The organism is Enterobacter sp. 5-4 (genome assembly GCF_000612205.1).
In the GTDB taxonomy this organism is placed as follows: Bacteria; Pseudomonadota; Gammaproteobacteria; order Enterobacterales; family Enterobacteriaceae; genus Enterobacter; species Enterobacter roggenkampii.
This window is the reverse complement of sequence record NZ_JFHW01000007.1, coordinates 60,090-74,992: the sequence shown is the minus strand read 5'-3', so window position 1 is coordinate 74,992 and position 14,903 is coordinate 60,090. Positions and strand designations below refer to the sequence as shown.

Below are 14,903 nucleotides of genomic sequence, written 5' to 3'. Positions count from 1 at the left end.
CGTTTAGACAGCTAACGCTTGTGGCTGCGGCTGGGCTTCCACAATGGTATTGACCAGCCGGCCAATGTTTTCGATCTCCACTTCAACGCGATCGCCGTCGTGCAGAAACAGAGGTGGATTGCGCTTTTTGCCGACGCCGCCTGGCGAACCGGTAATAATGACGTCGCCGGCGCTGAGAGAGGTAAACGTGCTGATGTAGGCGATAAGATCCGCCACTTTGTGGATCATGCTGCCTGTGGAGTCATTCTGAACCAGCATGCCGTTCAGCCAGGTGTGAATGGTCAGGGCGTGAGGATCGGGGATCTCGTCCGCCGTGGTCATGTAGGGGCCGAAGGCGCCGGTTTGCGTCCAGTTTTTACCGGCGGTGAACCAGGCGTGCTGCCAGTCGCGCACGGAGCCGTCCATGTAGCAGCTGTATCCCGCGACGTGGCTGAGCGCGTTACTGACGTCAATTTGGCTACCGGGTTTACCGATAATAACGGCCAGCTCGCCTTCATAATCGAACTCGCTGGAGAGAACCGGTTTTATCACCGGCCGCGCATGCCCGGTTTGCGAATCAGGAAAACGGATAAACAGCGTGGGGGCATTATTGGTCTCGGCAAACTCTTTTCTTTTTTCAGCGTAATTCATGCCAACGCAGAAAATTTTCCCGGGCGCTTCTATAACGGGCAAAAAGGTCACGTCTTCAGGCCTAATATCCACCGGGCAATCGAGATATTGTCTGGCGACATCAATCGCATCCCATTGAAGGAGATCTTTCAGGGTTGCATATTGATGGCCAATTTTATTACCCAGGTCGATAAAGCCCGACTCAGTATACATTCCGTAGCTTTTACGGCCCTGATGAATATAACTTGCTAGTTTCATAATAATACCTGATTAATATACGTGCTCATTCTGTGTTCACGCACCGAAGCGTGAACACATTGTCATGCTACTTACTTAGCTGACTGCGCTGGAACCAGAACCTGCTTATTACCAGATGCCAGATACGTAGCCACGACTACGCCAACGCCAAGTAATGCCAGAATAAATCCGGTCATTCCCTGCCAGCCCATTGAATGGAAGACAAAACCGTTGATAAAACCAATCACCGAACCGCCCATGTAGTAGAAGAATAAATAGAGCGCGACGGCCTGACCTCTTGCATGAGTGGCATTTTTACTGACCCAGCTTAAGCCGATAGAATGGCAGCCGAAGAAACAGCCGGTAAAAATCACTGCGCCAACAATAAAGGTGACAACGTTCGACGTGAGCGTCAGCAGCATGCCGAACGCCATGATCAGGAACAACACGCGCAGGACTTTCATTGCGCCATATTTTGCCGATAAGCGGCCTGCCTGCGGTGCCGTAAAGAAACTCAGGGCGAAGCTAAAGGAGAGCAGGCCTGCATTTGCCGGTGAAATATGGAACGGTTCACCTTTCAGGAAGAAGGCCAGATAGTTATACAGTGAGGTAAATGCGCCGAAGATAATAAAGCTGATGACAAACGCCAGCGCCAGATTTTTATTTTTGAAATGCGATGCTGCCCCTTTCACCATTCGCATCACGTTCAGGTTCTGGGTAGGGGTAAAATTTTTGGAATCTGGCAGCAGGAATTTCACCAGAATAGCAACCGCAATCAGGCTGACGGCAAAGCCGTAAAAGATGACATTAATGGAAACGTGGTCGATCAGCTGGCTGGCAACAATACGGCCGGACATGCCGCCCATCGAGTTACCGAAGACAAAATAGCCCGTCACGATGCCAGCTGCCACCGGTGCGACCTCCTCACTGATGTAGGCGGTTGCTGCCGCCGCGATGCCGCTCAGCGCCAGACCAATCACCGCACGCAGCGCCACCAGCATCGCCCAGGATTCCACCAGCGGGCAGAGCAGCGTCAGAATGCCGCCCAGCAGGAGGGAGACGATAATTAACCGCTTCCTGCCATAATGATCGGATAACGTCCCGGTAAACAGCAACCCAATTGCCAGCAAGGCCGTTTCTGCGGATAAGATAATACTCACCTGACTGACCGGAACATTATATTCCACGGCCAGCGTTGGAAGCAGTGGCTGAATAAAAAACAGAGAAGCAAGTTCTGCAAGCCCGGATAATGCGAGTGCCAGAATTACGCGAATATGCGCGCTGGCTTTTACAGGATCGGGCGCTTTCAGGGTATTGTTAGCATGCGTGAACGCCATAATAACCTCAGTATTATAGTTAAGGTACAGAATGTAATTGTTTAAGACAGGTATGTTTCTTAGTTTGGCTTTTACCTAATCAACTTCAGAGAGCATTTTTTCAGGTACGCAGACGACACCTTCAAATAGCTTACGGGAAGTACGAATTACCGCAGCTCGGGTATTTTCGATATTGTTCCCGTCCCTCAACAATGACACGGATATTTTTCCACTTGGGTGTTCAATATCAATAATATTGGTAAAGCGCTCTTTTGGACGACCAGCGACAATTTTAGCGGCGACGGAGCCTTCTATAAGCGTCGCGGTCGAAATACCAATCGAGCCGGTAATGGCCAGGGATTTATGGCAGGTGTGTGGCATGAAATACCGCACCTGAAGCGTTCCGCCGTTGCGCGCCCGGCTGAGGAGAACCGGTTTAGGGATCACTTTGTTTGACACATCCCCTAAGCCCATCGCCTCACCCGCCTGACGACGCAGGCTCTCCAGCCTTGCTTTAAACGCCGCATCGGCATCCAGTTCCGCGGGTGACTCCCCTCCTGTTTTCCCCAGTGCCGAGGCCTCAATCAATACCATCGGCATCGCCATATCAATACAGGTAACGTCAATACCGTCGAATACGTTTGTAACGCTGTCGGTCGGAAGCAATTTTCCTGTTTTGGAACCCGCTGAATTCAGGAAGGTTAAACCAATGGGCGCGGCAGTACCCGGAACTCCGTCAATCTGGGTATCGCCTTCATACACAACGCGATAATCCGGCGTTTGCACCTCGGCGTCGACCAGTGTTCCGGTGTTCAGATTGCGGATACGCACCGTTGTCACCGGGCTTTGTGCCTTCACCAGCCCTTTTTCTATCGCAAAGGGCCCCACCGCGCAGAGCATATTGCCGCAGTTTGGCGTGGTATCGACGCGACGTTCATTCACCATCACCTGTGCGAATAAATAATCCACATCAGCGTCCGGGCTGTCGGAAGGACTGACGATGGCCACCTTACTGGTTTGCGGGCTTCCACCGCCAATGCCATCAATTTCAAGTTCATGACCTGCGCCCATCAAGCTGAGTAACACCGCGTCGCGCGCTTCGGTTTCCTCAGGCAGGTCGCTGGCCAAAATAACGGGGCCTTTTGACGTACCGCCACGCATTAATACGCAAGGGATCTTTAACATGTGTTTTTCTCATTTCGTTTTATCAGGAACGCAATAAGGTTTTCACACTCCAGTTGATAACTCTAATGTCAAAAAAAGCGGGATTAATACGTTTTGCACATTAATAGCCCTTGCGTTATCGTGGTTTAAGAAAAGCAAAAATGGGATGCAGACATGCAACATGAATTACAGGGAATACAAGCGTTTGTAAAAATTGCAGAAATCGGATGTTTTACAAAAGCGTCGCAATTTCTTCATATTTCACAACCGGCGTTAACACGAAGAATTCAAAAACTGGAAGAAAGTCTGGGTACCACGCTATTTGAGCGTTCAACGCGCAGCGTCAAGCTCACGACGGTGGGAAGAGAATTTTTACCTAAGGCAAAGAATTTAATCGATTTTTATGAAAGCTCAGTCCTGAGTATTAAAGAGATGGCGACGCATCAGGCCGGGGTTATTACGGTTTCCTGTATCCCTACTGCCGCCTTCTATTTTCTGCCTTCAGTGATACGAGATTATAACAATGACTATCCAAACATCCGGATCCGCATCCTTGAGCACAGTGCCAGCGATTGTCTCGAAGCGGTTTTAAATGGCGACGCAGATTTCGGCATAAATATGATAAACATCACACATCCGAATATCGATTTTGCCCCGCTGGTAAACGAACCCTTTGTTCTGGCATGCCGCCGCGACAATGAACTGGCGAAAAAACCGCTGGTGACCTGGGACGATCTGGCAGGCATGAAGCTGATTGGAGTCAGGCGTTCCAGCGGGAACCGTTCGCTTATCGATCAGGCTTTTGAAAAGATGGACTGGAAGCCGAACTGGTTTTACGAAGTGCGTCACCTGTCAACGTCACTGGGGATGGTAGAGGCGGGTCTCGGGGTGTCTGTTGTGCCGAGTCTGGCGATGCCGACCGATGAACATCATGTCCTTGTCAGTCGCCCGCTGATTGAACCCGTCATCCGGCGAACGCTAGGGCTAGTACAACGCCGGGAAAACCCTCTCAGCCCGGCGGCGGAAAAATTCAGAGAGCTGCTTGTACAGCTATGGTCAGCGGAAAACAACAGCCCGTGGATTGGCAAGTTTACTCAGCTGTAAGCCATGACATGACAAAGGGGCTAAGGCCCCTTTGCGCATTATTTTCCCGCCTGAGGATGTGTATCAAAGCCCGCCATCACCGCCGTCAATTCTGCAAGTGAAAAACCGTGTTTTGCATCGTCAACGCCCAGCCCAAAGCGTTCCTGCACCAGCTGGTAAAGCGCTGCCGCATCGGAAAGATGGATCTGCTCCTCCACATGACCGTTCTGCCAGTAGGTAAAGTTGAAGTTGGTCAGCGTCAGCTTGCCGCCGTCCGGCAGATGGCGGCACATCAGCAGATGATGGCGGAAATGCGACTGCGGCCAGTGCGCCGACCAGAAATTCCCCATCACGTAATCGCTGAAATACTGCGTCGTCAGGTCAAAGTGGTACATCGACTGCCAGTGCTCGTGGTGGCGGAACTGCAGCACCCAGTCGTTGCCCTCGCTCAGCAGACGATACAGACCGTGCGGCGTTTCCTGCACCTCGTTAGCGAGTAAACGAATCGGCGCCGTCAGCGTCTGGCCGCCAAACCCCACGTCCGCAATCCAGCGCTCACCGTTAAGCTCCACCAGCAGCAGGCGGTGCGTGCGCGGCGGCATTTGCGGCGGGCTCGCTAATACCACGCGCCCCAATACGCTGCGCACGGTAAACCCGACGTCACGCAATACCCGCTCAAACAGGCCGTTTTGCTCAAAGCAGTATCCCCCACGACGGGCGGTCAGCAATTTGTCGACCAGACACTGGTCTTCGAGATGAATTTCGCGCGGCAGGACGACATCGATATTCTCAAACGGGATCGCGCAGTTGTGATGTAAATGCAGTGCGCGCAGGGTGTCTATATCAGCAGAAGCCGGTTGCTTCCAGCCGATGCGGGCGAAATAGGCGGTCAGAAAGGGGGACATATATCAGTTTCCTTTGATAGTGATGCTGTGTTTATAAACTAATTCTACGCGCTCACTTTGATTTACGTGCTTTTTCGTCATACTCATCGTTACAGATGAGGAGATCCTATGAGCCACTTTCGCCCTGTTGAATTACGTCATGCCAGCCGTCTGCTGAACCACGGTCCTACCGTACTGATTACCAGTCGTGATGAAACGCTCGACAGACGTAACGTTATGGCCGCCGCATGGTCCATGCCCGTTGAGTTTGAACCGCCGCGCATCGCGATAGTCGTGGATAAAAGTACCTGGTCACGCGAGCTGATCGAACGCAGCGGGAAATTTGGCATCGTCATTCCCGGCGTGGCGGCGGCCAACTGGACTTACGCGGTGGGCAGCGTCAGCGGGCGCGACGAGGACAAATTCAACTGTTACGGGATCCCGGTCGTGAATGGCCCGGAGCTCGGCCTGCCGGTCATTGAAGAGAAATGCCTGGCGTGGATGGAATGCCGGTTATTACCCGTGACCTCCGCGGCAGAGAAATACGACACGCTGTTTGGTGAAGTGGTTTCAGCGGCAGCGGATGAGCGGGCCTTTATTGCCGGACGCTGGCAGTTTGACGGGGATAAGCTCAATACCCTGCATCATCTTGGAGCCGGGACGTTTGTGGCGAGCGGGAAGATGGTGAAGGCGCTGGATTGAGAAAACCCTCCCCCTATTGGGAGAGGGTGACCGTACTACTTCGCACGCCGTGCAATAATCTCATCCGCAACATTCCGCGGGGCTTCCGCAAAATGGTGGAACTCCATCGTATACGTCGCGCGTCCCTGGGACATCGAGCGCAATGTCGTAGCATAACCAAACATCTCCGCCAGCGGCACGTCAGCGCGAATAATCTGGCTGCCGTACTGCTCTGCCATCCCCTGCACCATGCCGCGGCGGGAAGAGAGATCGCCCATGATGTTACCGGCGTACTCTTCCGGTGTTTCCACCTCCACGTGCATGATCGGCTCAAGGATCGCCGGATCCGCCCTGCGGGCGCCCTCTTTAAAGCCGAGGATCGCCGCCATGCGGAACGCCATCTCCGAGGAGTCGACGTCGTGATACGAGCCAAACGTCAGCGTCGCTTTGACATCGACGACCGGATAGCCCGCCAGCACGCCGCTGTTCATCGCTTCCCGCAGCCCTTTCTCAACGGACGGAATAAACTCGCGCGGCACCACGCCGCCCTTGGTGGCATCTTCAAATTTAAAACCACTTCCGGGCTCCAGCGGCTCCAGACTCAGGACCACATGGCCGTACTGCCCTTTACCGCCGGACTGTCGGACAAATTTGCCTTCGATGTCCTTCACCGTTTTACGCAGGGTTTCACGGTAGGTCACCTGCGGACGACCGATATTTGCCTCGACGCCAAACTCACGCTTCATGCGGTCGACGATAATCTCAAGGTGTAGCTCACCCATCCCGGAGATAATGGTCTGACCGGACTCTTCGTCAGTGTGCAGGCGGAAAGACGGATCTTCCGCCGCCAGACGCTGCAGCGCGATGCCCATTTTCTCCTGATCGCCTTTGGTTTTCGGCTCAATCGCCAGCGAGATCACCGGGTCCGGGAACTCCATGCGCTCAAGCGTAATGACGGCGTTCGGATCGGTGAGCGTGTCGCCGGTGGTCACGTCTTTCAGCCCCACGCAGGCCGCGATATCCCCGGCGCGCAGTTCATCCACCTCGTGGCGATCGTTGGCATGCATCAGTACGATTCGCCCGATGCGCTCTTTCTTCCCTTTTACCGGGTTATACACCGCGTCGCCTTTACGCAGCACGCCAGAGTAGACGCGGATAAAGGTCAGCTGCCCGACGTACGGATCGCTCATCAGCTTGAACGCCAGCGCCGAGAACGGTTCATCATCGCTCGGGTGACGCTCCGCGTGCTGCCCTTTTTCATCCACGCCATCAATGGCCGGCACGTCCAGCGGCGACGGCATCAGCTCGATCACCGCATCGAGCATGCGCTGCACCCCTTTGTTTTTAAACGCGCTGCCGCAGAGCATCGGCTGGATCTCGCCCGAGATAGTGCGAATACGCAGCCCTTTAATAATTTCCGCTTCCGTCAGGTCGCCGGTTTCCAGGTACTTGTCCATCAGTTCATCGCTGGCTTCCGCCGCCGCAGAGACCATTTTTTCCCGCCATTCCTGGGCGGTACTGGCTAAATCATCAGGCACGGGGGCATAGGTAAACACCATACCCTGCGTCGCATCGTCCCACAGAATGGTGCGCATTTTGATCAGATCCACCACGCCGGTGAAGTGATCTTCGGCCCCCACCGGGATGACAATCGGCACCGGATTGGCCTTCAGGCGTTCCTGCATCATCCGCACGACGCGGAAGAAATCGGCACCCGGACGGTCCATTTTGTTGACGAAGGCCAGACGCGGAACGTGATATTTATTGGCCTGACGCCAGACGGTTTCCGACTGCGGCTGCACGCCGCCCACGGAGTCATACACCATCACGGCACCGTCGAGTACGCGCATGGAACGCTCCACCTCAATGGTGAAGTCCACGTGCCCCGGGGTGTCGATGATGTTGATCCGGTGCGGCTCATAGCCTCTGTCCATGCCTGGCCAGAAGCAGCTAACCGCCGCGGACGTAATGGTGATCCCGCGCTCTTGCTCCTGCGCCATCCAGTCAGTGGTTGCCGCGCCATCGTGTACTTCACCCAGTTTGTGGCTCATCCCGGTATAAAACAGGATGCGCTCGGTGGTGGTAGTTTTACCGGCATCGATATGCGCGGAGATACCGATGTTGCGATAACGTTCGAGAGGGATGGGTCGGGGCATGATATTTCCTTAGTCAGTATGACGTGTTTGTGACGACCAGGATGGTCGAGCATTCGTTCGTTTGCTATAATAGTCCTATTGTACGAGTATTATCGAACTATTTTTTAAGGGTTGACCTATTGTTGATATAGCTCAATCTGACGCCATACGCAGGAAAACGATGATCCCTAACCACCCTGAAACTGAACAAATACTGCTGGAAAATGTGCTGTTTGCCCTCGGCAACCCGCTCCGGCTATCGATTATTCGCCGGCTCGCCGACGGCAGCGAACTGAGCTGTAACGCGCTGCGCCCGGAGGACGTGGTGAAGTCCACGATGACCCATCACTGGCGCGTATTGCGCGACAGCGGGGTCATCTGGCAGCGTCCGCAGGGACGCGAAAACATGATTTCATTGCGACGAGACGATCTGGATACCCGTTTTCCGGGGCTGATGGCGATCCTGCTGCAGGTTAAGTAATTTGAGTCTCTTCCAGGCGATAGACCGGGACCTGCCGGGTTGTTTTGGTAAGCGTATCGAACACCTCGGCGTTGGACGTCACGATCCGCATCCCTGTTTTGCGTAACCGTTGTACATCAGCCGCGATGCGCTGAATGCCAAACCAGAAAAGCCCGTCAAGCGCGGTTACAGACAGCCCGTTGTCCAGCGCCAGTTTGAGGCGTTCCTTTGGCGCTTTCACCTGCTGGGCAATTTGCCGGTAAGACGCTTCCGTCGCGCCCGTGGCGTCACTGCGCTGGATCCGCGTCTTCAGGTGATAGGTAAACTCGTCAGGTATGCCGTCCAGATCCCGTTTAAGGCTGTAGACGCAGCCAAAGCGCTTGCCGTTAAAAAGAACATTTTTCTGACTGAGCTGAAGCTCTTTCCTGACGGCATCAATCAACTGGGGCGCACGGGTGAGAAGCAGCCTGAAGGGCAGCTCGAAGCTGGTGACGTAATCCACATTAAGCAACGCGAGGCGCAGCCGCTCCTCTGCACCGGCCTTTTGCTCACGACACTCCTCCAGAACCTCTGCCCACTGGCGCGTCAGGCGCTCCGGTTCGGCAGCTTCGGTCAGGAGATATTTTTCAATCTGATAATCAACTCTTCCGGTCATCGTGTGGTATCCCGTCGCTGTGGCTGCGGTAATTCTATACAGCGCGGTGAGTTTTATAAAGGACTGAACCGCAGCGACACGCTGTAAATGTCGTTGCGATTCAGTATCCTGACGATTCGAATCAGTGAGCCATAATCCAGCCCATCAGCAGCGTGGCGAAAATCACCGTTGAGGCACCGCCAATACGCGTCGCGATCTGCGCGAACGGCATAAGCGACATGCGGTTGGAGGCGGATAGAATGGCCACATCTCCCGTACCGCCCAGCCCACTGTGGCAGCAGGTCACAATCGCCGCTTCCACCGGGTACATATTCAGACGCGACGCAATCACGTAGCCGCTCAGCGCCATCGCAATCACCACCGATCCGCATACCACTACATAGCCCACCGAGAAGACCGACACCACGCTTTCGAGCGGCACGTATAGCATCCCGAGGCCGATCATCAGCGGCCAGACCAGCGCAGCCGAAACGAATTTATAGCAGCTGTGCGCCCCCTGCTCCATTGAGGCCGGGATCACCCTGAAGTATTTACACAGGACGGCAATCAGGATCATCAGCACCGGGCCGGGAATATGGACCAGTTTTTCAAACAAGCCTCCGACGATGAAAAACGCGCACACCATCAGCAATCCGCCGCCCATCAGATGAAAATCCGTCTGCTGAGCGCCAGGCGCCCCGGCGAACAGGCTGGCGTCGTCTTTACTCCGCGTGAGCATGCCATTTCCCGAAAGCGAAGGACGTTTCGTCCCGAGACGCGCCAGCGAGCCGGCACAAATAATGGCGAAGATATTTCCGACGACCGCAGCGGGAGCCAGCTGCGCCACGTAGACGTCCGGCGTCTGCCCCAGGATTGCCGAATAGGCCAGAGACAGGGGCAAAATCCCCTCGCCAATTCCGCCGCCAATGATAGGGACAATGATAAAGAAGAAGGTGTGGTAAGGCGTATACCCAAACAGCGTTCCCACAATAAGCCCGCTCAGCACGGCCATCAGTGTTCCCGCCACCAGCGGAACAAACATGCGCATCATGCCCTGGATCAGCAGCACCCGGTTCATCCCCAGGATGCTGCCGACCACCAGGCAGGCGATGACGAAATAGAGCAGATTCGCCTCCTTCATCAGCAGATGCACCGTATCAAGGGTTTGTTTCCCGAATGCGCCAAAATAGACCAGCACGGAAGGCACCATCAGACACAGGATCGCCGGGCCGCCGATGTCCTTCAGCACGGGGATTTGACGGCCCACTTTGGCAAACGCAAAACCAAGGGTCATGATGACCGCCAGTCCGCCTATCATATTTTTCGGCAGCAGCCCTGCCCAGGCGGACGTCGCCACAATCGCGGCAATCCCGACGAACAGCATCAGCGGAACCGCGCCCACCTCGGTCGTGTTAAGCCCAAAAGCAAAACGCGAGGTCGACAGCGCGGAAGTCGGTACAGGATTATCTTTCATATAATCACCTGAAATTTGTGTTCGGATATACAGAGAAAGGAATAAGCGGAAAACTATTCCTGATTCGAATAAATGTTCTTAAATAGAAAATAATGACTTTGGTGGCCTTTTCTCAAAAACAGGCTCAGCGTGAAATTAACATGGGCTTTCGAAGAGAAATGTGAACACAACAGCCCTTTCCTTTTAAATAATTTAATTCATTATTATGTAACTAAAGTTATTCATGGCATTCAATGCAATTCTTTTGAAATTAATAAAACCAGAAATAATGTGACCCTTATCACTCCTGCTCCGTTAGCTAAGCGCTAAATTAGCTCCCCAACAAAACACAGAAAACTCCGTGTCTTTATCATCCTTAAAGTCACTGTTTTTGCTCATCTTATTTCTGTATCGTTTAAATATTCAGGAGTTAACCATGTCTCGTAAAGACGTTCTGTACACGCCTTATAATGGCGCCGTACTGCTGGAAAACCCGTTATTAAATAAAGGCCTCGCCTTTATTAAGGAAGAGCGAGATAATTTTAATCTGCATGGATTATTGCCGCATAACGTTGAAACCATTGAGGAGCAAACGGAGCGTGCCTGGGTGCAGTTCTGCCATTTTAAAAGCGACATTTCCCGCCATGTTTATTTGCGCAATATTCAGGACACCAATGAAACCCTCTTTTACAACCTCTTGCGTTCGCATCTGAAAGAGACGTTACCGATTATCTATACCCCGACGGTGGGTGAAGCCTGCGAGCATTTCTCCACGATTTATCGCCGCGCGCGCGGCTTGTTTATTTCATGGCCTAACCGCCACCGCATTGATGAGATGCTGCAAAGTTTCTCGCGCAACGACGTTCGGGTGATTGTGGTAACGGACGGAGAACGCATTTTAGGCCTCGGCGACCAGGGTATCGGCGGTATGGGCATACCGATTGGCAAGCTGTCGCTGTATACCGCCTGCGGAGGGATCCATCCGGCCTCCACCCTGCCGATTATGCTGGATGTCGGCACCAATAATCAGCAACACCTCGACGACCCGATGTACATGGGCTGGCGTCACCCGCGCATCAGCGACGACCAGTACGCTGAGTTTATGGATATGTTTATCAGCACGGTTAAGGCGCGCTGGCCCAACGTTCTCCTGCAGTTTGAAGACTTTGCGCAGAAAAACGCCACCCGACTTCTGCAGCGCTACCGCGACCAGCTGTGCTGCTTCAATGATGATATCCAGGGCACGGCAGCCGTCACCGCAGGAACGCTGATCGCGGCGGCGCACGCGGCGGGGACGCGCATTCGCGACCAGCGCGTGGTGTTCCTGGGCAGCGGCTCTGCCGGATGCGGGATTGCTGAAAAAATTGTGGCGCTGATGGTCGATGACGGCCTGAGCGAGTCGGAAGCCCGCAGCCGGATCTTTATGGTCGATCGCTTCGGCCTGCTGACCGACGACATGACCAACCTGCTCGATTTCCAGAAAAACCTGCTTACCGCGCGCGACGCCGTTAGTCGCTGGCAGGTAGACTCGCAAAATATTTCCCTGCTGGACGTGGTGAAGAACGCGCATCCCACGGTGATGATCGGCGTTTCAGGCCAGCCGGGGCTGTTCAGCGAAGAGATCGTCAAAGAGATGCATCGCCACTGTCCGCGCCCAATCATCATGCCGCTCTCGAACCCGACGTCACGGGCGGAAGCCCAGCCGCAGGACCTTATCGCCTGGACCCAGGGAGCCGCGCTGGTGGCCACCGGCAGCCCGTTCGCGCCGGTATTCTGGGAGAATGCGCACTATGAGATTGCCCAGTGCAACAACGCCTATATCTTCCCGGGCCTGGGGCTGGGTGTGCTGGCCTGTAACGCTCGCCGGGTGACGGAAGAGATGCTGATGGCAGCAAGCCGCAGCCTGGCCGCGCAGTCTCCGCTCGTGACCACGGAAAGAGGAGGATTGCTGCCGCCGGTAGATCAGATTGAAACGGTCTCACGCCAGATTGCCGTTGCCGTCGCCCGGGCCGCCATTGAACAAGGCGTGGCGCCAGCGTTAGATGATGAAACCCTGATGGCGCGTATCGAGAAAACCTGGTGGCAGGCGGACTATGCACCGTACCGCCGATCCGCACTGTAGCGCCGGTCATGCCCTCACCGCAGGGTGAGGGCATCGCTGTGGTGTCAGTGCTGTACACCTGAGCGGTCAGAAAAATCGCTGGCGGAGAGACTATCACCCCGAGTTGCCGCCTGCTTCAGACGGGCATACCGGTCAGGTACCCCTTCAGGACGGGTTTTGAAGCGACGGTGCAGCCACATATACTGCTCTGAGGCCATGCGTACGGCCTGCTCAATTGCCCTGTTCATCTGCGTCGCCACGGCTTCTTTATCGCCGCCCTGCAGCGCCTCGCTGATATCCTCCAGAATAATCAGCTCGTAACCGGTGCCATCCGCCCTGCGGCGCGGCACAAAGGGGATAACGGCAGGGTTAGCGCTTTTGACCAGCATATAGCTGCCCGCCGTCGTCGCGGCATCCGGCACCGCAAAGAACGGCACAAACACGCTGTTGGTTTTGCCATAGTCGTGATCCGGGGCGTACCACAAAATTTCATTCTGCTTCAGCGCGCGGATCATGCCCTTTAAATCATGGCGATCGAGCATGGTTTTGTTGGCGCGCAGGCGCCCGCGCGTCTGAAGCCAGTCCAGCAGAGCATTGTTATTAGGACGATAGACCCCGATACCGGGGTTAAGCATGCCAAATATCCGCGCGCCCAGCTCAAGGGTCAGAAAATGTATCCCTACCAGCACCACGCCTTTTCCCTGCGCCCTCGCCTTTTCCATGTGTTCATAACCCTGCACGGTAAAGCATTTCTTTACCCGCCACGCAGGCCAGAACCATGCCATTCCGGTTTCGATTACCCCCATTCCTACCGATTCAAAATTACGCTGTAGCAATGACTCGCGTTCATCCTTTTTCATCTCCGGAAAACAAAGTTCCAGGTTGCGGCGGGCAATCTCGACGCGGCGAGGCAGTAAGCGCATCGCCAGTCGACCCAGGCCATGACCGATTCTGAACAGAAGCGGATAAGGGAGCAGCATGATGAGCCACAGAGCCGCAATGCCGGCCCAGCTTAGCCAGTAACGGGGATGAAGAAAGGCGAATGAAAAACGGGGTAATTTTGTCATCAGAAAATTATCCTTTAACGTGTCTGTCCTTAATTGATTCTGTTGGAGATCTTTCCTAAGGATGAATAATATGCCAGTCAGAAACGTTAATTGTAGCGGATAAGACAAAACGCATTTTTATCGATTTTTGCGAAAAACGGGAAGTCGAGCCGGGAAGGATTTATCCGCTCCCCGGCAGAAGATCTTACATCGAATACCCGGGCTTCTTAATAAGCTCCTCCAGCTTCGGTCCAATTTCGGTATCCCAGACCTGCGCCTTCCAGTCTTCAGGCGCGATCTGCTTCAGCGCCACCGACACGGAACTGTCTTTGCTGTTGAAATGGCGAATAATCACGTCGGCAATATCCGCCGCCAGGGCAGCTTTCTGTTCGTCGTTTAAATCACGGGGAAAACATTTAATATCTACGTGTGGCATGTGCAGGCTTCCGGTTGTGAATGTGGGTTCCACGTTATCAGATAATTTTGTTTGCCTTTAACACCTTGTGCAGTTCCGGTCGCTGGCATACGGTGTCCGCAATCGCCGTGAATTTAGGGGTATTTTCGGCAAACCAGGCGTGACGGGGCCCCCAGGTGCGCGCCACCGCAATATACACATCCAGCAGCGTCAGCCTTTCCCCCAGCGCAAACGGGGCAGCCTTAAGCTGGCTTTCGAACCACAAATAGAGGGATTTCCGGTATTCGATGCAGTTTTTCTGCAGCTGTTCCGGCGCATCCGGCACCCAGCGTTCGGGATAGTCTGCATAGGTAAACGTGGGATAGACGTTGGCTACGAACCAAATGAGCAAACGCTGAAACTGCTGACGTTCAGCCTGCCCCACGGGTGGAGCAAGATCGGGACACCGGTCGAGCACCATCAGGGCAATCGCCGCTGTTTCGGTCATGATGGCGCCATTTTCCAGCTCCAGCGTCGGCACCTGGCACAGCGGATTGAGCTTGTGCAGCAATTCACGCTGCGGACCGGGCTGGTCAAACCCGTCCACGTTGATGAATTGATAAGGGATATCAGCCAGGGTCAGCATCACCTCACTGATTGCCGAGCCCCAGCCGGGTACGCCATAAAGTTTAATCATGTTGCCCCC

At 54.4% G+C, this 14,903-nt stretch carries 14 protein-coding genes; 4 read left to right on the top strand and 10 right to left on the bottom strand.

Going from position 1 to position 14,903, the window contains the following annotated elements; all coding sequences use genetic code 11:
• Window positions 1-3: 3 nt before the first annotated feature.
• The 3 genes from AA74_RS0102940 to AA74_RS0102930 form a co-directional block, all read right to left on the bottom strand.
• Window positions 4-867: a fumarylacetoacetate hydrolase family protein gene (locus AA74_RS0102940; protein WP_025910932.1), complete on the bottom strand. Its 864-nt coding sequence runs from the start codon at window positions 865-867 to the stop codon at window positions 4-6.
• Between the two features lie 71 nt (window positions 868-938).
• Complete coding sequence (locus tag AA74_RS0102935; protein WP_256378539.1) at window positions 939-2,213, bottom strand: MFS transporter; 1,275 nt, start codon at window positions 2,211-2,213, stop codon at window positions 939-941.
• A gap of 45 nt (window positions 2,214-2,258) precedes the next feature.
• Complete coding sequence (locus AA74_RS0102930; RefSeq protein WP_032667216.1) at window positions 2,259-3,347, bottom strand: 4-oxalomesaconate tautomerase; 1,089 nt, start codon at window positions 3,345-3,347, stop codon at window positions 2,259-2,261.
• 153 nt (window positions 3,348-3,500) lie between these two features.
• Between AA74_RS0102930 and AA74_RS0102925 the strand changes: the two genes are divergently transcribed.
• Window positions 3,501-4,430, top strand: a complete 930-nt coding sequence (locus AA74_RS0102925; protein ID WP_025910926.1) for a LysR family transcriptional regulator — start codon at window positions 3,501-3,503, stop codon at window positions 4,428-4,430.
• 38 nt (window positions 4,431-4,468) lie between these two features.
• On the opposite strand, the gene nhoA is transcribed toward AA74_RS0102925, so the two are convergent.
• A complete protein-coding gene (gene nhoA, locus AA74_RS0102920) occupies window positions 4,469-5,314 on the bottom strand; it encodes an N-hydroxyarylamine O-acetyltransferase (protein ID WP_025910924.1) in 846 nt (281 codons plus the stop codon).
• A gap of 108 nt (window positions 5,315-5,422) precedes the next feature.
• Between nhoA and AA74_RS0102915 the strand changes: the two genes are divergently transcribed.
• Window positions 5,423-5,995 (top strand): flavin reductase family protein, encoded by a 573-nt coding sequence (locus AA74_RS0102915; RefSeq protein ID WP_008501752.1) that lies wholly within the window; start codon window positions 5,423-5,425, stop codon window positions 5,993-5,995.
• Window positions 5,996-6,030: 35 nt separating this feature from the next.
• On the opposite strand, the gene fusA is transcribed toward AA74_RS0102915, so the two are convergent.
• Window positions 6,031-8,130 (bottom strand): elongation factor G, encoded by a 2,100-nt coding sequence (gene fusA / locus AA74_RS0102910; RefSeq protein WP_025910922.1) that lies wholly within the window; start codon window positions 8,128-8,130, stop codon window positions 6,031-6,033.
• Between the two features lie 160 nt (window positions 8,131-8,290).
• Between fusA and AA74_RS0102905 the strand changes: the two genes are divergently transcribed.
• Window positions 8,291-8,590 (top strand): helix-turn-helix transcriptional regulator, encoded by a 300-nt coding sequence (locus tag AA74_RS0102905; RefSeq protein WP_008501755.1) that lies wholly within the window; start codon window positions 8,291-8,293, stop codon window positions 8,588-8,590.
• Here AA74_RS0102905 and AA74_RS0102900 read toward each other — a convergent pair.
• On the bottom strand, window positions 8,583-9,224 hold the full coding sequence (locus AA74_RS0102900) for a helix-turn-helix domain-containing protein (RefSeq protein WP_025910919.1): 642 nt from the start codon (window positions 9,222-9,224) through the stop codon (window positions 8,583-8,585). The genes AA74_RS0102905 and AA74_RS0102900 overlap by 8 nt on opposite strands.
• Before the next feature lie 121 nt (window positions 9,225-9,345).
• On the bottom strand, window positions 9,346-10,677 hold the full coding sequence (locus tag AA74_RS0102895) for a 2-hydroxycarboxylate transporter family protein (RefSeq protein WP_023344225.1): 1,332 nt from the start codon (window positions 10,675-10,677) through the stop codon (window positions 9,346-9,348).
• A 415-nt stretch (window positions 10,678-11,092) separates the two neighbouring features.
• Between AA74_RS0102895 and AA74_RS0102890 the strand changes: the two genes are divergently transcribed.
• Complete coding sequence (locus AA74_RS0102890; RefSeq protein WP_023292315.1) at window positions 11,093-12,778, top strand: NAD-dependent malic enzyme; 1,686 nt, start codon at window positions 11,093-11,095, stop codon at window positions 12,776-12,778.
• 44 nt (window positions 12,779-12,822) lie between these two features.
• On the opposite strand, the gene AA74_RS0102885 is transcribed toward AA74_RS0102890, so the two are convergent.
• The 3 genes from AA74_RS0102885 to AA74_RS0102875 all read right to left on the bottom strand — a co-directional run bounded on the left by AA74_RS0102885 (window position 12,823) and on the right by AA74_RS0102875 (window position 14,894).
• On the bottom strand, window positions 12,823-13,824 hold the full coding sequence (locus tag AA74_RS0102885) for a Kdo(2)-lipid IV(A) acyltransferase (RefSeq protein WP_025910915.1): 1,002 nt from the start codon (window positions 13,822-13,824) through the stop codon (window positions 12,823-12,825).
• Window positions 13,825-14,008: 184 nt separating this feature from the next.
• Window positions 14,009-14,239, bottom strand: coding sequence for a tautomerase PptA (gene pptA, locus AA74_RS0102880; protein ID WP_008501760.1), 231 nt, complete (start codon window positions 14,237-14,239; stop codon window positions 14,009-14,011).
• A 37-nt stretch (window positions 14,240-14,276) separates the two neighbouring features.
• The gene (locus AA74_RS0102875) at window positions 14,277-14,894 is read right to left on the bottom strand and encodes a glutathione S-transferase family protein (RefSeq protein ID WP_025910912.1); all 618 of its coding nucleotides are present in this window, start codon (window positions 14,892-14,894) and stop codon (window positions 14,277-14,279) included.
• Between the last annotated feature and the right edge of the window lie 9 nt (window positions 14,895-14,903).

What these genes read in the sequence shown, in the direction of transcription:
- AA74_RS0102940 (WP_025910932.1), bottom strand. Translation starts at nt 867, where the DNA reads ATGAAACTAGCAAGTTATATTCATCAGGGCCGTAAAAGCTACGGAATG.
- AA74_RS0102930 (WP_032667216.1), bottom strand. Translation starts at nt 3,347, where the DNA reads ATGTTAAAGATCCCTTGCGTATTAATGCGTGGCGGTACGTCAAAAGGC.
- AA74_RS0102925 (WP_025910926.1), top strand. Translation starts at nt 3,501, where the DNA reads ATGCAACATGAATTACAGGGAATACAAGCGTTTGTAAAAATTGCAGAA.
- nhoA (WP_025910924.1), bottom strand. Translation starts at nt 5,314, where the DNA reads ATGTCCCCCTTTCTGACCGCCTATTTCGCCCGCATCGGCTGGAAGCAA.
- AA74_RS0102915 (WP_008501752.1), top strand. Translation starts at nt 5,423, where the DNA reads ATGAGCCACTTTCGCCCTGTTGAATTACGTCATGCCAGCCGTCTGCTG.
- fusA (WP_025910922.1), bottom strand. Translation starts at nt 8,130, where the DNA reads ATGCCCCGACCCATCCCTCTCGAACGTTATCGCAACATCGGTATCTCC.
- AA74_RS0102905 (WP_008501755.1), top strand. Translation starts at nt 8,291, where the DNA reads ATGATCCCTAACCACCCTGAAACTGAACAAATACTGCTGGAAAATGTG.
- AA74_RS0102900 (WP_025910919.1), bottom strand. Translation starts at nt 9,224, where the DNA reads ATGACCGGAAGAGTTGATTATCAGATTGAAAAATATCTCCTGACCGAA.
- AA74_RS0102895 (WP_023344225.1), bottom strand. Translation starts at nt 10,677, where the DNA reads ATGAAAGATAATCCTGTACCGACTTCCGCGCTGTCGACCTCGCGTTTT.
- AA74_RS0102890 (WP_023292315.1), top strand. Translation starts at nt 11,093, where the DNA reads ATGTCTCGTAAAGACGTTCTGTACACGCCTTATAATGGCGCCGTACTG.
- AA74_RS0102885 (WP_025910915.1), bottom strand. Translation starts at nt 13,824, where the DNA reads ATGACAAAATTACCCCGTTTTTCATTCGCCTTTCTTCATCCCCGTTAC.
- pptA (WP_008501760.1), bottom strand. Translation starts at nt 14,239, where the DNA reads ATGCCACACGTAGATATTAAATGTTTTCCCCGTGATTTAAACGACGAA.
- AA74_RS0102875 (WP_025910912.1), bottom strand. Translation starts at nt 14,894, where the DNA reads ATGATTAAACTTTATGGCGTACCCGGCTGGGGCTCGGCAATCAGTGAG.